16 protein-coding genes are annotated in these 20,315 nt (G+C 56.9%); 10 read left to right on the forward strand and 6 right to left on the reverse strand.

The window, feature by feature from the left end; all coding sequences use genetic code 11:
• Positions 1-81 precede the first annotated feature (81 nt).
• Complete coding sequence (gene dnaG, locus D9R08_RS04450; RefSeq protein WP_121896744.1) at positions 82-2,004, reverse strand: DNA primase; 1,923 nt, start codon at positions 2,002-2,004, stop codon at positions 82-84.
• 175 nt (positions 2,005-2,179) lie between these two features.
• On the opposite strand from dnaG, the gene D9R08_RS04455 reads away from it, so the two are divergent.
• Entirely contained in the window at positions 2,180-2,377 is a 198-nt protein-coding gene (locus tag D9R08_RS04455; RefSeq protein ID WP_121896745.1) for a pilus assembly protein, read from the forward strand.
• A 548-nt stretch (positions 2,378-2,925) separates the two neighbouring features.
• On the forward strand, positions 2,926-3,354 hold the full coding sequence (locus D9R08_RS04460; RefSeq protein WP_233557227.1) for an MmcB family DNA repair protein: 429 nt from the start codon (positions 2,926-2,928) through the stop codon (positions 3,352-3,354).
• A 294-nt stretch (positions 3,355-3,648) separates the two neighbouring features.
• Here the strand turns inward: D9R08_RS04460 and D9R08_RS04465 are convergent, their stop codons facing one another.
• Complete coding sequence (locus D9R08_RS04465; protein ID WP_121896857.1) at positions 3,649-3,837, reverse strand: DUF6324 family protein; 189 nt, start codon at positions 3,835-3,837, stop codon at positions 3,649-3,651.
• 104 nt (positions 3,838-3,941) lie between these two features.
• Here D9R08_RS04465 and D9R08_RS19575 point away from each other — a divergent pair, with 104 nt between their 5' ends.
• On the forward strand, positions 3,942-4,862 hold the full coding sequence (locus tag D9R08_RS19575; RefSeq protein WP_121896747.1) for a helix-turn-helix domain-containing GNAT family N-acetyltransferase: 921 nt from the start codon (positions 3,942-3,944) through the stop codon (positions 4,860-4,862).
• A 73-nt stretch (positions 4,863-4,935) separates the two neighbouring features.
• Here the strand turns inward: D9R08_RS19575 and D9R08_RS19060 are convergent, their stop codons facing one another.
• Positions 4,936-5,112, reverse strand: a complete 177-nt coding sequence (locus D9R08_RS19060; protein WP_158598924.1) for a hypothetical protein — start codon at positions 5,110-5,112, stop codon at positions 4,936-4,938.
• Positions 5,113-5,623: 511 nt separating this feature from the next.
• Here D9R08_RS19060 and D9R08_RS18865 point away from each other — a divergent pair.
• The 4 genes from D9R08_RS18865 to D9R08_RS18870 are packed head-to-tail and all read left to right on the forward strand — an operon-like array spanning position 5,624 to position 7,550.
• A complete protein-coding gene (locus tag D9R08_RS18865; protein WP_147450612.1) occupies positions 5,624-5,845 on the forward strand; it encodes a hypothetical protein in 222 nt (73 codons plus the stop codon).
• A 17-nt stretch (positions 5,846-5,862) separates the two neighbouring features.
• Complete coding sequence (locus tag D9R08_RS04475) at positions 5,863-6,213, forward strand: hypothetical protein (protein WP_121896748.1); 351 nt, start codon at positions 5,863-5,865, stop codon at positions 6,211-6,213.
• A gap of 1 nt (position 6,214) precedes the next feature.
• The gene (locus tag D9R08_RS04480) at positions 6,215-7,096 is read left to right on the forward strand and encodes a CsgG/HfaB family protein (protein WP_121896749.1); all 882 of its coding nucleotides are present in this window, start codon (positions 6,215-6,217) and stop codon (positions 7,094-7,096) included.
• Between the two features lie 19 nt (positions 7,097-7,115).
• The gene (locus D9R08_RS18870; RefSeq protein ID WP_147450613.1) at positions 7,116-7,550 is read left to right on the forward strand and encodes a hypothetical protein; all 435 of its coding nucleotides are present in this window, start codon (positions 7,116-7,118) and stop codon (positions 7,548-7,550) included.
• A 31-nt stretch (positions 7,551-7,581) separates the two neighbouring features.
• Here D9R08_RS18870 and D9R08_RS04485 read toward each other — a convergent pair whose 3' ends face one another.
• Together D9R08_RS04485 and D9R08_RS04490 are read right to left on the reverse strand one after the other, a co-directional pair.
• A complete protein-coding gene (locus D9R08_RS04485) occupies positions 7,582-8,745 on the reverse strand; it encodes a hypothetical protein (protein WP_121896750.1) in 1,164 nt (387 codons plus the stop codon).
• 87 nt (positions 8,746-8,832) lie between these two features.
• Positions 8,833-10,563, reverse strand: a complete 1,731-nt coding sequence (locus D9R08_RS04490) for a hypothetical protein (RefSeq protein ID WP_121896751.1) — start codon at positions 10,561-10,563, stop codon at positions 8,833-8,835.
• A 686-nt stretch (positions 10,564-11,249) separates the two neighbouring features.
• Between D9R08_RS04490 and D9R08_RS04495 the strand changes: the two genes are divergently transcribed.
• Positions 11,250-11,873, forward strand: a complete 624-nt coding sequence (locus tag D9R08_RS04495; RefSeq protein ID WP_158598925.1) for a LuxR C-terminal-related transcriptional regulator — start codon at positions 11,250-11,252, stop codon at positions 11,871-11,873.
• Between the two features lie 211 nt (positions 11,874-12,084).
• On the opposite strand, the gene D9R08_RS04500 is transcribed toward D9R08_RS04495, so the two are convergent.
• Entirely contained in the window at positions 12,085-12,888 is an 804-nt protein-coding gene (locus D9R08_RS04500; protein WP_158598926.1) for an aminoglycoside phosphotransferase family protein, read from the reverse strand.
• Positions 12,889-13,331: 443 nt separating this feature from the next.
• Here D9R08_RS04500 and D9R08_RS04505 point away from each other — a divergent pair, with 443 nt between their 5' ends.
• Both D9R08_RS04505 and D9R08_RS19065 read left to right on the forward strand, forming a co-directional pair.
• Complete coding sequence (locus tag D9R08_RS04505; RefSeq protein ID WP_121896754.1) at positions 13,332-15,467, forward strand: glycosyltransferase; 2,136 nt, start codon at positions 13,332-13,334, stop codon at positions 15,465-15,467.
• A complete protein-coding gene (locus tag D9R08_RS19065) occupies positions 15,464-20,101 on the forward strand; it encodes an alginate lyase family protein (protein ID WP_158598927.1) in 4,638 nt (1,545 codons plus the stop codon). Before D9R08_RS04505 ends, D9R08_RS19065 begins: the two co-directional genes overlap by 4 nt.
• Positions 20,102-20,315 lie beyond the last annotated feature (214 nt).

Consider the following 20,315-nt stretch of genomic DNA (forward strand, 5'->3'; position numbering starts at 1 on the left):
GATATCCTTTTCCTACGGGGTGATTCGCACCCGCACCGTTAGTTCATGTCATAGCGCGAATCACTGATTCGCACACCCACGTCACCTTTTTTTCTTCTCCCAGGCGCGGCCATCTATCAAGCTGCGCAGATGTGCCGACAGCGCGGCCCGGTCCTCGCCCTGATCCGCGGTCTCCGGCGGGGTGGGGTGATCCGCGCGGTGCCGGGTCCGGACGGCGTGGTTCAGCCGCCAGGACAGGTGCGCGTCTTCTTCGGTCGTCTCCAGATCTTCCAGCGCCTCGGTCAGTTCATGGTCGATCCCGCGCCGCGCGGCGAGTTTGGCGAATTCCTCAAGCAAACACCGCGCGGCCTGGCCTGCGTCGCCATCGGCGCGCAGGAAGGGTGCGATGCGCACATGGCCGAGCGAGAGCAGGTTTTCAAGGGTTTGCCGCAGATTTGCCGTGTCCAGTTCGGCGGAAAGATGGTCTGCGTCCCGGATTTCGGTCTGCAGAAGATGCCGGGCCAGGCGGGCTTGGTCGGCGTCGTGCGGCACGAGCCGGTCGAGATCGGCCTCGAACTGGTCGATGAGGGCGGGAAACTGGCAAAGCGTGGCAAGGATCAGCGCCGACCGGAGATCGGCATCGCCCAGAGATCCCGCGGCCAGCGCGGAGGCGCGGGTGGCTGCCACCGGGGCGATGTCCGCCTTCGGCCTGAAGCCGCCGCGGGTCTGGCTGCGCCGCTGACCCTTGAACAGCTGCCAGCGAAGCTCATTGATCGCCTCGCTATAATGCCGCTTCAGGGAGGGATCCTGAATCCGGCCGATCGCCGTGCGAAGTGTCTTGTCGAGAGCGGCCCGGCGTTCGGGGCTATCGAAGATCTTGCCCTCGGTTTCCCTTTGCCAGAGCAGATTGACCATCGGCTGCGCCGCCGCGATCAGCCCGCGCATGGCGTCCGGACCTTTGGCACGCAGCAGATCGTCAGGGTCCATGCCGTCCGGCATCAGGGCAAAGCGAAGCGATTTGCCGGCTTCCAGCATCGGCAGCGCAAGGTCGACGAGACGCATGGCGGCGCGCAGGCCGGCGGTGTCGCCATCCAGCGCGATGACCGGCTCATCGGCCATCCGCCACAAAAGCCGCAGCTGGTCTTCGGTGATCGCGGTGCCAAGGGGTGCGACCGTCGCTTCGAACCCGGCACGTGCCAGCGCGATCACGTCCATATAGCCCTCGGCCACGATGAGCGGCTGGCCCTTGCCCGCCGCTTCCCGGGCCGGTCCGTGATTGTAGAGCGCCCGGCCCTTGTCAAAAAGATCGGTCTCGCGGCTGTTGAGATACTTCGCCTGCGCCTCGGCGGCCATCGCCCGGCCGCCAAAGCCGATGCAGCGCCCGCGCGCATCGCGAATGGGGAAGATGATCCGGTCCCGGAACGCATCATAGGGCGCCCGCCCGTCTTCCGGCTGACGCGCGATATCGGCCGCGATCACCTGATCCGCGGCAAACCCCTTTTCGATCAACGCCTGAAAGGCCGCATTCTGGCCCGCGGGGGCATAGCCAATTTCGAACCTGTCAAGCGCCGCCTGATCCAGACCGCGGCCGGACAGGTAATCGCGCGCCGCGCCGCCGCCGGCCGTTTTCAGCTGCAGGCGGAACCAGCCCACGGCCGCTTCGGTCACCTTCGCCAGTTCGCCCAGATGATCGGCTTTTTCCTGGGCCCTCGGGTCGCGTTCCGGCATCGGCATGCCCGCGTCCTGCGCCAGCATCCGGACGGCCTCCATGAACGATACGTTCTCCGTCTCCTGCACGAATTTGAAGGCATCGCCACCCGCATTGCAGCCAAAGCAATGATAGAACCCCTTGCGGTCATCCACATGGAAGCTGGCGGTCTTCTCCTGATGGAACGGGCAGGGCGCCCACATGTCCCCCTTGGCCTGGTTCGATTTGCGGGTATCCCACGTCACCTTGCGCCCGACGACCTGCGTCAGGGAAATGCGGGTGCGCAATTCGTCAAGGAAACCGGGAGGCAGACTCATGTTCCGGAGTATTGGGGCGGCCAGGGGCGAAGTCCAGCGGGGTGCGCGTCCCGAGCAAAATGCAAAACCACCTCAGAAAGGCCACAGATTTGGCCTAATCCAGATCTAGCAAGATGGTTAACGGGGTGCGCAAACAAGGAATGAGGACATTATCGTGTCTTTTGTCAAAGCCTTCATGGAGTCCGAAAGCGGCGCCGTTACGGTCGACTGGGTCGTGCTGACCGCCGCCCTTGTCGGGCTTGGAATCGCTGTTGTCGCAGTGGTTGTGGCAGGGGTTCAGGAACCCACGAACAGTCTCAACACCCAGCTTGGCACGGACATCACCGATATGCATGACTGGACAAGTACGCCGCAAAACGATCCCAACGGCTGATCCGGGCGGGCTATTTGCGCGGCGGGGCGCCTCTCCGCTCGGGCGTGTTCGAGAAGGCTTTGCGATTGCGTTCGGTCCACCCCACATCTCGACATTTCAGTAAAACGGGTTCGGGTCGACGCCACGGGTATGATCCGACCGCGCGCGTTGCGTGCATCGGTCTGATCCAGCGGCGCGGCGGCGCCGAGCGGAGATTCCGCTGATTTCGGATTGATGCGGCGGGACCACGCAAACCGTCGGGGTTTTCATTCCCGAGGACCTGTTAGTACAGGTGGGCGCCAGGTAACCGGACCAGGGTCCGGACAGAGCCAGCTCCCTCGGAGATGTGTAAGGCCACCGGAATCGTGCCCCATGTGACAAGAAAGGCAGTACCCGCCTGTTGTGGCAGATAGGCGGTCCACCCTCCATGAGCAAGGGCGCAATTTGCTTGGGTGGATCTGAAACGTCGGATCGCGCCCACCTTCGGTTTCGTACCCGTTCCGACCGCGCTTGATTTTTGTTCACCTATTGTTCATGCTTCCGGCATGCCGGATGATCTCTCCCCTTCAATGCCTCGCCCCGGTCAGTTGCTGGCCCGCGGCGTGTGCCGTCATCTGCGAACCCATGGCTTTGCCGTGCTTGAGGAATTCTCGCCCGAGCGAGGCAAACGGGTGGATGTCATGGCCTTGGGGCCAAAGGGTGAAATATGGGTGGTGGAGTGCAAATCCTCCCGCGCGGATTTCAACTCCGACGCGAAATGGGAGGGGTATCTCGATTGGGCCGACAGGTATTTCTGGGCCGTCGACGAAGCATTCCCGACGGATCTTCTTCCGGACGGGACGGGATTGATCATCGCCGATGCCTATGACGCGGAGATCCTGCGGTTCGGGCCGGAGAGCAGGCTGGCAGGGGCAAGACGCCGGGCGCTGACCCAGCGGTTCGCCCGTCATGCGGCCCTGCGTTTGCAGGGCCTTCGCGATCCGGAGGCGATTATCTGAGATCGGCCTGGGCGACGGATCCCGCCGTGCGAGCACCATGGCCGACCCAAGGTCCGCGTGATGGCGTGCGCCACTGCACAAGCGTTTCGCACATGGGATTCCGCAGGATGCCCGCGTCAGTCTGTCTGACCCGATTGGCGGATGACATCGCGGGCGGGGGGCGCGGGTGTGGCGGTGAGGGTGAACGCCGCAAAGTCAGCGCATGATCCATTGCGGGGCGCGGGAGGGAACCGGCACCTTGACCCGGATCGGCCTATAACAATGGTATATCAATTCCGCCGGTGGCACCTGCGCCTATTTTGCCATTTTCCGGGCCGCCTCGGCGGCGGCGCGCAGCTCGTCGGCGATTTCCAGCGCCTCGTCCGGATCGAAGTCGAGCGGCAGGTCCACGCCATCGCCTTCGATATATATACGGACCATGCCAAGCGTGGTGGGGCCGATCTGCAGGTTTGCGGCCAGGTCGCTTTCTTTGTTGATGCTCATCGGGCAGGTCTCCGCGCCTTGGGTGCGGCGATGCAGGTAGCCCCTTGCGATTTGCGAGACAAGGGGCAATTACTTGCCTAAGGCAAGAATTGAGGGGTGATTGCATGGATGCGATAGACCGGATCAGGGCCTTCAACCGGGCTCATACGCGGCGTCTGGGCCTGCTGCGCCAGGGATATCTGGAGGCGGGCCTGAGCCTTGCCGAGGCCCGGGTGATCTTCGAACTGGCCGATGGCTTCGGCTGGACGGCCGGGGCGCTGGCACAGCATCTGGGCCTGAACGAGGGTTATCTCAGCCGGATGCTCGGCCGGTTGCAGAAATCGGGGCTCGTGGAAAAGACCCGGCATCCCCGCGACCGGCGGGCGCAGATTCTCGGGCTGACGCGGGAGGGGCTGATCCGCGCCGCGGAGTTGACGGCCCTTTCGCGGGCGCAGATCGCGGAGTGGATCGAGGGCCGGGCCGAGCCGGATATCGCGGCGCTGGTGGCGCGGATGGAGGCGGTCGATGCCGCCCTGTCGGAGCCGAAGACCGCCGCGCCGCAGATCGAGCTGCGCGATCTGGCGATCGGCGATGCGGGCTGGCTGATCGAACAGCACGGCACGCTTTATGCCCGCGAGGCCGGGTTCGACGCCGAGTTCGAGGCCCTGGTGGCCGAGATCCTTGCCGATTTCATCCGCACCCGGGACCGGTCCTGTGAGCGGGGATGGATCGCATGGTCGAACGGGAAACGCATCGGGTCGATCTTCTGCGTGAAGGGCCCGGAGCCGCGGCTGGCCAAGCTGCGCCTGTTCCTGCTTCTGCCGGAGGCACGAGGCAGGGGGCTGGGCCAGCATCTGCTTGATACATGCATGAGCTACGCACGTGCGCGCGGATACGACCGGCTGGTTCTGTGGACCCATGAAAGCCATCGCGCGGCCTGCGCGCTTTACAAAAAGAACGGTTTTGCCCTTGAAAGCGCGGTGCCGGTCCACGCTTTCGGCGTGGATCTGGTGGAACAGCACTGGTCGATCGGGCTGACCCCGTGACCGGCAGGGGGCAAGCGTGTCGGGGCGCGCGGGGAAATGCGCCCGGCGCTGAGGGACGCTATTCGAAAACAGCCTAGTTGCTGTAGCAGCGCGACCGGTGGCCGAACCCGGCGGGAGAACAGATATAGCTGCCATTGCCGATCACCCGCACACGCACAGGGCGGACCTGGCGCGGCTGCGCGCCGGAAAGCAGATTGAGCCCGCTGACTTCGGGATACCAGATGCCAGATGTGGCAAAGCTGCGCCTCATGCAGACGAGACTATATCCAGTCGCTGACATGTTGCGGTCATGGTCGGTTGGGTATTGCGTCGCAGCGATACCATCCGCCCGGCCGTAGTAACGGGCAGCACAATTCGGGGAACCGCAAGATCTTTGGTGACGGGAGGAAGAGAGCGAGCCGGGCGCGCAAAGCTGTTCCGGAGGGAAGTAACGCCCTGCGTGAAGGCCGTTAAGTTCAAAAAAAATGACAATCTGACCTGTCGAAGTCGCCTTGAACGCTTTTGAGGTCTTCGCGATGCCGGACCCATATGAACCGCATACACGCGTAACCGAACAGGTCTGACCGCAGGCAGATCATCAGAAGGGGTCAGATCGGGTATGACATCTAGATGGCCCTGATCATGGCTTGACCCAGCCAGAAATCTGTCAGGTCAATGCCTCCTGTCCCAGTAACGGGATCTGCCGGTTGTGTGTGACAGTGGCACCCAGTGGCATGATCGATTTCGCGCATTTTGGATACTGTCTGAACAGGGACATCTTAATGGCTGCGACACCCCTGGAAATCCGATGCGGTCATACCGTCCACAACCAGAAAAAACTGCTTTCACACGACAGTTTGCTGATTATTGCAGGATGGCAACGGCTCATATCTGCTGTTAACTTTTTGCTTGCACCTCTCTTTCTGCAAGCAGATCATGCCCGTAAGAAAAAAAGGGGTAAGGACGTAAACCATACCCTTAAGAAAAAGGGTAAGGAAATATGAGGGCAGTCACAATAGCTATGGCGGTCGTTGTTTCAACGGCCGCATCCAGCCACGCGAATGGTTTTGGAGAAGCACAAGGTTTTCAATTTCGAAGTTCGGCTGAGCGTCAAACGCTCATCCTGCAAGAGCAGGTGCGCCTTCAGTTCAGAGGCAGCGGCTCAGCCCTCGGTGGTCAGGGCGTGGGCCAGACAGGTAACCAAACCACCATCACAATCAATGGGAACGGAAACAACACGATCGACCTGATGCAAGACAACTCAGGTGACCAGTCGATCGTTGAAGTGGATGGCAATGACAACCAAACAAATGGGGCTTCGCCCAGTGCTGTGATATCCGGCGCCGCAGCTACTTTGATGGCAACCCCTTAAGATGAAATCAATTTTTGGTATATTAGCACTTGGTCTCGTGACTGGGTGCGGGACGCTACCTGAAGAGCTGAGTGAGCCCCGAGCGCAATATTTCGGACCGCTCCCGGTCGCGAACCTGACTCCAGCCGATGCTGCATTGCAGTGCTTATCGCAAACACCGGAGGTGCGGCGCAGCAACGTTGTTTTTGCCGTTCATGTTATCTCGGATGTCACCCAGAGGGTCAGCGTAGATGAGGTTGGGCCCTACATCCCGCGCGATGCCGCGTCGATGCTGGTGACGGCATTGGAACGTGCAGGCGTAGATCAGGTCAATAGAATCAACACTGCTGTCTCAGAGTTCGAGATAGCGCTGTCCAGGGAGCAGATCCTTGGCGATGGGGGGCTTACCCAGATCGAAGGTGAGACGATTCCTTACCGGCCGATCCGCCGTGGTGCGTTTCGTGGTTCCCGCTATGTAATCGACGGCTCGATAACTCAGCTTGATTTCAACACTTACTCCGAAGGAGCAGAGATCGGGTTTTTCGGGCTCGGTGCGGGGCGCCGGGCCTTCGCGTTGACAGTCGGTGCCGATCTCAGGGTGACAGATACTGTCTCGACTGAAATCGTCATGAGTGAGAGCTACGCCAAGCAGGCTGTCGGCCGTGAAGTCTACGGTTCGATTTTTCGGTTTTTTGACGACGAACTTTTTGACTTGAATCTCGGACGCGAAAACATCGAAGGGCTGCACGCCGGAATACGCTGGCTGATGGCGGAGGCTGCTTACGATATCGTCAGCGAGATCGTTAACCATGGTGGCAGTTGTGATGCGCTCCTGCCCCGCAATTTCGGTTCCGGGACAGAGGCCGCAGACGAGTTGCGGGCGACATTGGCCCGTGTCGAGTAGTTGCGGCGGCATAGCAGCGTTGGCCGCAGCGCTGATTTTTTCGGTTGCGCAGCCAATTCATGCTCAGCAGTCGACCGGAGAGGCAAATCCCTCGCCCGTCTTCGACCCCACGCCTTTTCTAACGGCGATGGTCGAATATCGTCTGTTGGCTTTTTCCTGTGAAGAGGTGCTGCCAGGTTCCCCAATCCAGGGTTCAGAACAGATCGCGGAATACTTCCGAAATCTGGGACAGGAAACGCCCTCGGGCAGCGATGCGCAGACAGACCGTTTGGTTTACACCCTCGTCCGCGCTCAAGCGGCTTCCATCTGTTCTGAACGTTTGCGCAGAGCGGCGTTGCGATATGGGGAGCAGGCGGTGATCTATGAGAATTCAAAGCCGGAAGCCTGGCCATCTGCACCGTTGATCAATGCGGGCCCCTGGTGTTCAGACGAGACGTGTTCGAGCCTGCGATAACATCGGATCGAAGAGTGAGAGCTCTGAACGCTCAGCGTTCTACGGCAGCGGCATTCCCGACCTGAACTTGCCGGCCGTTGCCGCTTTCGCTTGACTGGGGGATGGTATTGCCTTGCGACGCGGTCACAGGGAGTATCGAGGCCGTGCCGCCACCCTCCCCATTTCTGATGTAGAGAACATTCGCGTAGTTCTCAGCAACATGGTTGTATTCAGATATCTGGGCCGTCAATGAGGCCAGGGAAGCATCGGTTACGTCGTTTTCGACGGACTGTACGCCTTCGGAGAACTGTACCAGACCGGATACTTCGATTGCGGATACGAAGTTCGCGATGTTGATACCCGATTGAGTGACGTTTTGTGGTAAGGCGGCCATTTCCTCCACCAGGATGTTGTTCAATATGATTTGCTCGCCATTGAACACCCGAACCACATCATGAACCTCGTCTGAGATGAGAATGTTACCGAGGTTTGTCCCTTCCTGGACGATTACACCACGCGTACCCGCAGTCGCCGGCCCCACGCCATTTGCGATGTTCACGAACTGATCGGGAATGTCGAAGGCCTGGTCGAAGGGCAGTGCATTGCCGGGTTGGCCGCTCAGACGGACAAAATTGTCTATGGATTGAATGGAGTCGAACGGAAAGACCTGAGAACCGGCGCCGATCGAGATTTCTGCCACCACGATGTTTGCGGTGTTCCGACCCGTCTGCATCAAGGAGCCGTTGGCGAAACCCAGGCTGGCCAGGTTTTCGACCGCCTGGGTGCCGCCGGGACCAAACTGCTGAGCCATACTGTCCACGCGCTCGGCGATGATCACGTTGGTGAGGTTTTCACCAGTCTGTTGCAGAGATCCGCTCAGAACACTGAACTCTCCACCTGTCAGAGTGTTTCCGGCCAATTGCTGGCCGGCGCCGATTTGCTCGGCGCTTTCGACCACGGTGGTCTGAGAGATCAGGATGTTGGCCGCGTTCGTGATAAGCTGGGTGTTATTTTGGGTAATTGATGCGCCGATCCCCGGTCTCGACAAGAGGCTGTCTGTCTGTCCGGGCAGGTTTGCGAGATCAAGCGTATTGAGGCCTATCTGGCTTGCGTCGAAATGCTGATCGACAACCACGCCGGTTCGCTCTTCAGCATGTGCGGCAGCGGCAGCGACGAGGGCTGATACGGCGAAAACTAAGCCAGCATGACGGGACATTGCAATAATTGCTCATCTTCTTGGAAAATTCAGAAACCGAAGCCGGAGCGGCGGGGACACCGCCGCTCCGGCAAAAGCTGTATTGGATCAGTTGCCGCTGCCCGCCGAGGGCATACCGATCGAGTTGGCCACGTTGGTTGCGGCTTGCGTCACACCCGAGACGGATGCGGTCGTCGCCGCAATATTGGTTGCCAACTGGAAACCGGAGCCGAACTGAGAAATGTCCGTTGCGCCCTGGATATCCGGCAACTCGTCTGCGCTGATGACGTTCACAGCGTTAACTGCGCTCTGATCGAGATCCAGAATGTCACCGCTTCCCGTCATGAAGAAGCTCGCAAGGTTCGGAACCGCTACGTTTCCGGCGACTTGCTGGAAGTAAGCATTCTGAACCGTCACACCCTGCAGTTCGTTGAGCGAGATCATGTTGGCGGCGTTGGTCGCGGACTGTGCGACATCGACCAGACCTTCACCATCTTCGCTTCCAAAGGACACGAAGTTGCCAGCCAACTGACCCGAGAGGCCAGACATGTCAACAACCTGGCTGACCACCACATCGGTGCCGTCCTGCTTGATATCGTCGCCCGAGAGCGAGTTGACGACGTTGGTCGCAGTCTGGGTCAGGTCATAGATACCTGCATCACCCAGCCCGAAAGCAACGACGTTGGTCGCAGTCTGGTAAGACTGAGCCCACCGCTGATCGACAGAACCTTCGATATCATCGAACTGGGCGATGTTTGCCGCATTCGTTGCGGTTTGTGTGACATCATCGATCGAGTCACCCATGTCGATCAGGTTGCCCGCGCGCTGCACCAGATCCCGGCTGCGCTGAACAAGCGTCTCGATGTCACCATCTCCAAGATCGGCTGTCTCAGGCACCGAGACAGAGTTGGTAACGTTGGTGGCTGTCTGGTCCAGATTCTCGACGACATCGCCGAAATTGGGGTTGCCGGGATAGATATCCGGGCCAAGAACCATGTTGTAGGCAATCTGCTCGGATGACACAGACACCTGCTTCAGAGATTGGGCATCTTCCAGGAAATTGATCAGGTTCGCCGCATTGACGGCATCCTGAAGATTGGGATTGCGCGCTCTTGTCGCCCGCAGATCGTCTTGGCTTACGATCGTGTTTGTCGCGCGCTGTGAGCTGTGCGCCATTCTCTGAGTGACATCATCAAGATTTGCGCCGGACACAGAGTTGGCAACGTTCAGTGCCGACTGAACAACATCCGTGAGATCATCAAAATAGTCGTCGCCGATGGCAGAGTTCGTAGCAGTTTGATCGCTGTAACGCATCACCTGCCTGACGTTTTCGGTCAGGTCGGTGGCAGGCGCATTGACCAAGTTTGCCGCGTTCAGGGCCGATTGGTCGATGCCGACGGAGTCGCCGTCGAAGAACACGGAGTTGTCGGCAGCCTGACCGGAATAGATCGTACGCTGCGTGATGGTTTCTACTGTGGCACCAGCCTCCATGCTAAGGCTGTTCAGCACGTTGGTGGCTGTTTGGGTCACGTCCTCGAACCCGTCAAACGGACCTGCAGGGTCGTAGAAACCATCGGTCGAGTTGACGTAGTTGGTCGCCATTTGATCGACACCGACTGCAGCTTGGTAGATGTCGTCGAGCGAGTCTGCCCCTCGTGCAATGATGTTACCGGCATTGGTCGCTGCCTGGGTGATATCGTCACCACCGTCGCCGGCGTAGATCGCATTCAGTGCAACTTGCACACCATGCAGGATCTGATCGATGTCAGTGTCATCTGCGAGCGCGGGCGAAGCCGCCAGCGCGAGCGAGACCGCGGTTGTCGTTAGATACTTTTTCATTGTGTCTACTCTCTCAGCCTGAACAAGGCTTTGGTGAACCAGTGGGCAAAAAGCCCGCTCAAAGCGCAGCCTCAAGAAGCCTGCACGCCTGGGTTGCCTGGGTTCACTTGGTCGGTTTCCTTGAAACTTGACCCTGTCGTTACACTTGCAAAAAGTCAGAAAGCACAAGAATTTTCAGTTTCAATAGTTCAGGAAATATCACCCAAGAGACATGGCTTCCCAGCACAGGGTGGATGACACCATCAAGTGATTTGACCGAACAGTCAGGAAATTCCTGTCAGTCGAATCCTTACAAGCTTTTTGTACAGGTTGACATGTTTGAGGTGTTGATAACTCGCGGCGCGAATCAGTCTTTAGCCCAGTAATTACTGCCAGTCTCGTTAGAAGCTCGCGACGGCTCTCGGCGAAGGCTTTGATAAGAGACGACAAAAAACAGTATGTTTCCAACTCAAGGGCAGGGAAGATATTCCCATTAACCTTAACGAATCGTTAATTTGTGGTATTAAGAAGGCAGAAGTTGGGCAAAATACACGAAGAACACCAACGTGTGCGCTGATCGGCGGTTTTTGACCGAAAGGCCCAGTTTGTAGTACGATTTCCGTCGGTTGCCCGTAGGTTCGCCGATCCTGTTTTTCAGATTTTTCTTCGGGAAGGATTACATGGACGGCCATATACTATTGGACTCAATGGAAAATTCCAGGGCGTCCGATCGAAGAGTTCTTGTGGTGGAGAGCGAACCGGCACTGGCGTGCGAGATCACAACGCATCTTAGCCGCATAGGCGGAGTTGGCGAGGTCTGTTCAGTCGAGAGACTGAACCAAGCGCGCGAGAGCATTGGTGACGGTGACTTTGACCTGGTGATTTTCGACCCGATCATTCTTGATGATCCGGTTGTGGATGGTGAATGGGTTTTGGACTCTCCCAAACTGTCCTGCGTGTTCTTCTCTTCCCTGGATACGGCCAGATTGGCGTTGGCAAGAACCCGCATCGGTGTCGCCGGGGTCGTCCAGCGTGCAGAAGGGGTGCCCGCACTTTGCCAATATGTCGAGGATGTTTTCCACGGCCGCACGGCAGGCAAGGTGCCCATGGACAGCAAAAAGCGGACTCGCAGGGTGATATTAAGCCGCCAGGAACGGCGGGCTGTGTATAGCCTCGGCCAAGGCTATACGCTGAAGGAGACCGCGGGGCGCATGAAGATCAACCCCAAGACCGTTGAAACCTACAAGAGCCGTGCGCTCACAAAACTCGGAATTTCGTCTCGGGCAGAGTTGATCGGCTTGGTCGCATTCGGGCGGTTTCCCGATCCTTGAATGCCCTGTGCGGCGATGGTGTAAGGGGCCAGATTACATTTGCAATGGCCGGTAAGAGGCTTTTCTCTTGAGTGGGGAGCCAGGAAGATGGCGCCGAGGTCGCACTCCCAGTTTGGTTTCGAAGGTTCGAACGGAACCGGCAAGACGTCACAATCTCTCGCGCCGACGAGCCCACTCGATGCAGGTGCAAAGCATCTCTGATTGGCTGGAGCTATGAGACAGCGCCATATGCTGCAACAATTGCCTCAAGCCGCGCCGCGGTGCGATTAAGCTCCCGCTGTTCAAATGGCAGTCTGTTGACCTCCTTTACAAGCGAGTGGGCTGCCATCACGACACCCCATGCGATAAGCCGCTCCTGGCTTAGGGCCGTTCGCGCGTTGATCTGGTTCGCTATTCTGATCGCACGCTCCGGGTTGTTGACAATCTCAACCTCGTGGCTGGGATTGCAAAATGCCTGCCCATACTCGGCTTCGGCCTCCCCATAAAGTGTCATTGGATCGATTGCACACCATTCACGTTTCCCTTCGACAATGTTGGTGTGATGAAGATCGCCATGAAGAAGCCCCCTTTCAGCACGGCTATCACGGTCAAGTGACATGCGCGCCACGTCAATGGCTTTTTGAAAAGTAGCTGTATTCAACGCGGGATGCGCGTTCCGGTCTGTTTTTAGGAGGGTGTCGAAGCGCAGCTCGAGATTTCTTGCCGGTTTGAACCCGAACCGTTTTTTGCGGATTGCTTCTGCAATGTCGATGATGATCTCGGTCGCGGTTTCGTCATCGCCGCGCGAAACAACACTCTGCAACATGTTTCCTTCGAGGCGCTCAAGCAGCAGGGCGCCAGGACATTCGCGTAACAGCCGCACACATGCTGCCCCGTTCATCAACGAAAGGAATTTCGGAGCTTCTGCCTCGGATCCCAGCGACAAAAGACGATAGACCTTTAATATCGCGGGCACTTCGTCTTCCAGCGTGACCTCAAAGATTTGTGCCTGACTTCTGGCAGGTCGGGTTCCCACCAACGTGAGACCCCATTTTTCCAGAAAAGGCCCCGGATCTAGGTTTTTTGAAGAGCCAGGCACGTTATATACTTTCTCGCTCTGGTCGCAGGTAAGATGAGCGTCTCACATTGCCACAAATGCCGCTCCGACCTCAACAAGCCGAGGGTACTTTTTGAAGGCCTAAAGACCTTAGAGCCGAAATCAGTCTGTCATTACAGCTATTGATCAGTCCTGGCTTGGCCTTGGGTTATGCATGCCAATCTGTTCGGACGGGCAAGCCGTTTCGCGCAGACCTGCCACAGGCGTCACCAGGGAGTTTCGAGGAGTGAAGAAAGTGGGAAATATGTCATTCAGACCAACAGAAACAGTCTAGAAAGATCAGGTCAGAGAAGGTCAAAGCCTTGCCATATAAGAAAGAATCCGGATAGTCTTTGTCTGGGGACAGGGATTGCTTGGGGATCATGGGTTCGAAACGTCAAACTGATACCTACGATATCCTTATGCTTGCCGACTGCACGCGCAGAGGTGATGCCGGGCTGCGCGTTGCGCAGGAAATTCGGACTTATGCCGGCATGGGCTGTCATGTTGGCGTGATCCAATTGCAGGTCCAACCAACCCACTCAGTCGTTTCCCCCGACATACAGATCTGCGTCAGAGAAGGTCTGGTTGACGTCCTTCCGGCCAAACCATCCGCACGTGCGAAACTGGCCATCGTCCATTCACCGGCCACCCTTGCGGCGCCAATTCAAGACCTGCGGAGTGTCTGCGCCGATCAGGTTGTGTTCGTGCACGAAAGGAAGCCGGTTCTTTCCCAGATGGGCCTGTGGCTGGGCTTACAGATTGGCCCGGTTGCCTGGGCGCCCACCAACCGATGGGTGCGGGCGGCATTGGCTGAGCTGAACACACCTGTTCCCCTGTTGGAAGAGGACTGGCGACCGGTCGGACAGGAGCTATTTTCCATACCGAAGCGTTGCGATGTCGCCAGACCGACGGTCTGCGGCAGGGTCAGTGACCCAGGGCCCATCCAATGGCCGAACTCAAAAGAAGAGATCCAGGCCATTTACCCGATCGGGGCGGGCCGTGATTTCCGCGTTATCGGGACGCCTCCAAAACAACTCTGGAAGAAACTTTCCGGGACCTCAGGTTTGACCGTGTTCGACCCCAGAGAAATCACGGTCGAACGCTTTTTGGAGATGTTGGATGTCTTCATGTACTTTCCGGGCGTTTCGGTTCCCGCTATGCCCGAGACCGCAATCGCAACGGCTATGGCCTCTGGCAAGCTTGTCGTTCTGCCAAAACATCTCGAATCTCATTTCGGACCAGGGGCCATCTATGCCGACGCCTGCGACGCGCCTTCTCGAATTGCAGATCTTGAAGCTGACAAGACTGCTTTCGATACTGCCCGCGAGCTTGCAGTTTTCCATAGCAAGATCCAGTTCCCCGAGGCCTCACGACGCGAAACGATCCTGGATCTTCTCAAGGAAACGAAGCCACGCAAACGGCGCCGGATCTCGAAAACGGGGCCTGAACGGGTGTTGTTCGTCCCGTCAAATGGTATTGGCCTGGGCCACGTTGCGCGGCTGCTTGCCATCGCGCGGCGCCTTGACGATCGGGCCGAACCCATTTTCGCGACGCTGGCGCAGGCCGCGCCCATCATCGAATCTTTTGGTTATCTGGCCGAGTACCTACCTTCGCAAGGTGATACCAAAACAATCCAAGCTCACTGGGACGCCTGGTTTTGCGCTGAGTTGGGCGAATTGCTCGACCGATACGAGCCAAGATCTGTCGTTTTCGACGGCAACAACCCGACACCAGGCCTTGTGAATGCCGTGCTCTCGCGGGGGCGGTGCGGCTTGGTGTGGGTGCGTCGGGGTATGATCGGGCCTACTCCATCTCCCTATCTGGAGAATGCTCGGTTCATGGACCTGATTATCGAGCCTGGCGAGGTCGCTGGTGAGTGGGACCACGGCCCGACTGCGGCGCGCCAGCACGAAGCGTTGGTCGTGGATCCGATAACGCTGCTTGACTCAAAGGAAATTCTGCCGCGAAAGGCCGCGATCGAAGCGCTTGGTCTGTCGTCTGACGCTCCATCGGTACTCGTTCAGCTCGGTGCGGGCGCCAACCGTGATCTGCCGAGCCTGGCGGAAGAGATTATCGAGCAATTACAGCGGTTTCCGAACCTTCAGATTGTCCTTGCCGAGTGGGAAAACAGCCCGGTGGGTTTTCAAGATCTGCCAGCGACACGGGTCATACGCGGCTTCCCGCTCAGCAGATTTTTCAAGGCGTTCGATTTTTCGATTTCTGCGGCTGGCTACAACGTGTTCCATGAAGTGATGGCGGCAGGTCTGCCAACGATCTTCGTTGCAAACCGTCACCCGGCAATGGATCAGCAAGGCATACGCGCAGAGTATGCGCAGGACGAGGGGGCATCTTTCGACCTGCCGGAAGACCAACTGTTTCACCTGCCCGCACTTTGCGAGGCATTGCTGAACGAGAAGACCCGTTCCTTCATGCGCAAACAGTGCAAACGGCTCTCCAGAGGTAACGGCGCAGAAGCTGCAGCCGAGGCAATAATGGACATGATTGGCAGAAGATGAGCAAAGCCAGTAAAGTCAATTCCCCCATGACTGGTCGGCCTAAGGTGCGGATTTCGGTTCACGACGGAGTTCAGCAGGTCATGTGGGAGACAGCTCGAACCCCTCAGGTCCAACCCGGATATGGCCTCGATCTGACGGACGAACAGCTCTCAGCTTGGCCAGTAGAGGCCAAACCACAGATTGGGTTGAGACCTGGACCTGGGCTGCAAGCAAAACAGGGGGACCGAAGAGCCAGCGTTTTCGCCGTTGCGGTCTTCGGGCTAGGTGAAGAGAGACTTCGCTCTGCTCTGAAACATGTCAAACGGCAGCAGCGAAACAAGGAAGAGCTTGTGCCGCTACTCCTGACGGATTCGACGCAGCACACGATGCTTCGCCGATCCGGCATGCTTTTCGAGTATTTCCCTGAACAGGTCTATTTTGCCGATGCCGAGTCCCCGCTCTTCAATATGCGCTTTCATACTGTATGGAAAAAATGGAAGCCCGCCTACCTGATCGATCTGGGAAAACCGGGGTTTCTTCGTTCCCGGCTTGAAGATTATGAGAGTTATTTCCGGTCCGGCATGGACCCGAAACATATATTCGATCCAAGAAGTGATCCAATCATACCGGCCGCCCCTGCAGTCACGGACAGAGCCGCCCTTAAGGCGGAGTTCATTACCAAGCGATTGGATCATGAAGCGGATACCTTTGTATTGTATCGAATATTGGGGAACGATCTGCCACCCCGGCACGAGGAAGGGCAGACACTCAAAAACCTGCACTTTATTCTCGAGAACGAGCCAAACCTCAAGCACTGCGAAAAGCGTTGGGTGGTGAACCGGATCGTCGACGCCGACCAGGAACAGGCCGTGATCGCGCTTTTGGAAAAGCATAAACAGCCATTCATTCATATTCCGTTCGACCTTGATGAATATCGAAACGTGGAATGGGATTTAGAGAGTTTCCCGCAACCGACCTTCTTTCTCGACGGTCGGTATTCGGACATGTACGACTATGATCAGCTGCGTGCGGAAACCCACTCCAGGCGGCACAAGAATAGATATGTCATGAATAACAACGGAGCGCGGAACGCGGCGTTGCGGGACGGACGTGACCGGGCCAAATGGATCCTTCCTTGGGATGGAAATTGCTTTCTGACCAGGTCTGCATGGTCTGATTTGGTACGTGGAGTGACCAAAGAGCCATATCTGAAGTACTTCGTCGTGTCGATGTCGCGTACCCGCGATAATGCGGATCTCCTGAAGCGAGGCTATAAGCCGGATGCCGAAGACGAACCCCAGCTGCTTTTCAGGAAAGATGCAAGTGAAGAGTTCGATGAGAACTTTCATTATGGCAGACGCCCCAAGGCAGAGTTGTTTTGGCGGCTGGGTATTCCAGGTGCATGGGATGCCTGGCGCGACGACATCTGGGACTTGCCGCGACCGCAGCGCGCGCGGGAAGCTGGAGATTTTGGGAGGGCCGGTTGGGTCGCGCGGCTAAATTCCGGGCGCAACGAACTCGAGCAGTCTTCGGAACAGGTCACCGTCTTGCGAGGAAATGCGCGGTCAAATGCCATTATCAGTTTGATCGACGATTTGGACCGTCGGGCCTTTGCCGCAAAGTTCGATCCAACTTCTTTGAAGGTATATGATGAAGCGCTGTTGTTGTCTTTGAAGCAAGCTCCATCAGATACTGCGAAGGGGCAGCTGTTTTCCCGATTGCTTCAAGAAGCTGAACTGGCGCTACAGCGCGGGCCATATTCGGTGGTGGATAAAACGATGGTGGCGCCGAGTGGCGATAAACACGATTATTTTCATCCAGAACCTTATTGGTGGCCAAACCCGAATACGATAAGCGGATACCCGGGTATACGCCGGGACGGAGAGCGAGCGCCTGGAACTCGACTTTATGAGCCGGAAAGCAAGCGATACGATCGGACAAGCGTTCAGCGCCTTTTTGACGACACCACTATCCTGGCGCTGGCCGGAAGTAGCAGTGGTCATCTTGAGTACTCCCGCCATGCAGCACGGCTGATCCGCCATTGGTTCCTGGATAGTCGAACACGGATGAATCCGCATCTGGAGTATGCACAGGTGCAGTCGAGCAAAGGCGAAACCAAAGGAAGCCCGCGAGGATTAATAGAGATGAAGGATCTCTATTTTTTCCTTGATGCAGTGCGCCTTATCGAACGCTCCGGTGTGTTTACAGATAAAGATTCAATTGGGCTTGGCAAGTGGATGCGCGAATACCTTTCATGGTTGCAGGAGAGCGACCAAGGAAAAGACGAGTGCAGAGCCAAAAACAATCATGGAACTTATTATGATCTTCAGGTTGCTGCAATTGCAGCGTACCTGGGTGATATTGAGACCCTTGTTACGACTTTCCGCAGGAGCCGTGAGCGCATTTCCGGTCAGTTTGGCGAAAAAGGCAGCCAGAGATACGAGCTAAAGCGAACGCAAACAGAACACTATTGTGCATTCAATCTTCAGGGCTGGATGAATCTGGCGAATTTGGCAGATCGTTGCGGTGACAACCTTTGGCAATATAGAGGGAAGGATGGCCGCAGTCTTGCAGCCGCTATCCATTGGATGTTGTTGCAATATTGCAAGGAAAAATGGCCCTATGAGCAGATTGCAGTCTTTGACAGGGATCGCTACCTGCCACTTATTCAATGCGCTCGCGCACAATACGCTGCGGCTGGGACGGGCAAAAACGGCTTGGGCCATCTCAGAAAGCCAATATTTTTTCCACATGATGGAATCATGCCGTTTTGGATGCTGTCATCCAGCTTGCGAGCATCGGGTGCCACGGCGGACGAAACTCTGGTAAAAGTGATTGGCAGAGCGGAGAGGCGCGCCCGCGGTGACTCTTCCGTGAGAAAATCGAAGATTTTACCTTTGAAATCATTGGAGAAAAAACTTTGGGGGCCTTATCCAGTTCAGGCGTCAAATGACCTGCAGAACGTGTTGCATTCTTCCATTTACTCGGATGCAGACCGGTCCTTTGCAGCATGGACATTGGCGCGCTGGCTCAGCTATCGTGGCGAATTTTCTGTGGCGCTGTCCAGGATTCGGGATGCGCGTACCTTTGAAGGCTCTGAAAACCGGCGCTATATCCTGGCTGAAGCCAACTGTTTGATTGAGCTTGGTAGGAGAGAAGAGGCCCGCGCTATGGTTGCAGGCCAGTTGGAGCACTACCCGGACGATCCGAACCTATTCTTCCAAATGGCCAATACCTACTTGGCGCCATCTGAGGAGGAGAACCGGGAAGCTGAATCGGCAAGATTGTCGTGGATCAACAAGGTCTATCAAACAAATGGTCTTGCGGAGATCCAGAAAAAACAGATCAACGAACCGTTGAATTTTTTCAATATTGTCGGCGGTGATGCCCCTATGGCACCAATGTCTGAGGGCCCCTATGAAAAAATCTCCGTCATTATGCCTGTCTATAACGGAGCTGATACGATCAGTAGGGCAATCGAAAGCATGCAGGCGCAGACTTGGAAGAATCTTGAAATCATTGTGGTTGATGACGCAAGTACGGATGCAACCTGCGATATCGTTGCGGCAATCGCAGATGCCGATCCACGGGTCGAGCTAGTCAAACAGAAGAGAAATGGTGGCGCCTATGTCGCCCGCAATGCTGGAATGGAGATCGCTCGCGGGACATTCGTGACGGTTCACGATTCCGATGACTGGTCCCACCCCCAAAAAATAGAAATGCAGGTCAGGGAGCTTCAAAACAGCAGAGAAGCCATTGGGGTCGTATCGCGCTGGATGCGTGTGCGACCTGACCTGTTTGCACTGGGTTTTTGGCGGCCAAGCGAACACTTGATGAGCAACAATTTGTCGTCGCTCCTGTTCCGGAGAGATCTACTCTCTGACATCGGACCGTGGGACACTGTTCGCGTCGGGGCGGACAACGAGTTCCTGTGGAGGTTTCGCACAAAATACGGCGACGATTCTTTGACATATACCAGCGGACACTTGCCCTTGGCATTCAGCTTGGTGCGGGCCGACTCTTTAACACGGCAGAATTCTACACATTTGACCACATTGTATCACGGGGTGAGAGAAGACTATCAAAGATCTTACAGGCGTTGGCAAAAAAACGCCGCGCTTGACGACCTGTGTCTGGAACCCAACAGGCCGCGTGGGCGGGCCTTTCCCGCGCCAAAGTCAATTCTTTCATCTCAATACAAGCCAACCAGATTCAAATTGGCCTTCATCGCGGATTTTTCGGAATCGGGGAAAAACATTGATGCGATTGCAGATATTGTTTCACACGCAGCATCCAAAAAACGTGCCGTAGGTATCTTCCACTGGCCAGACTATGAGACTGCTTATGATGGTAACCTCCATCCGGCCATCTGTGAGTTGCTCGACACCTACAAGATCGAACAGATCAGTGCCTTTCAACAAGTCAAGGCCGAAACAGTGGTGCTTTGTGACGCTATGTTGGCACGATACGCGATCGAAGGTCTGCCAGATTTCGGCACCCAGCAGCTTGCTGTTTTATGTCCCTATGCAGGGTCGCAGGAGATCATATCCGACCCTAGGCGCCGCAGAATGCCGACGAAGTCTGAGCTGGAGCAGTTGTTCTCCGCCTCCTGTCGCTGGGTGGATTTTCAACCGGGCTTCCAACCAGACATCTAACCGGCGTTTCAAACGGGTTTTCAGCTCGACGTCTCAGCCGGACAACGGGTTTGGGCTGAGAGCTTGTTTTTGATGCAAGCTTTCGTTTCGTGTGACCTGCTCCCCTGAAAAGTCCTCGCTTTGAGGTTAGCCTGTTCTCCAACTGAGGAGACAGACGATGAAGAGAAGCCGTTTCAGCGAAGCGCAGATCATTCATTGCCCGGCAGGCGATTTG

The sequence above is a fragment of the Rhodophyticola porphyridii genome (assembly GCF_003688285.1).
GTDB classification, from domain to species: Bacteria; Pseudomonadota; Alphaproteobacteria; order Rhodobacterales; family Rhodobacteraceae; genus Rhodophyticola; species Rhodophyticola porphyridii.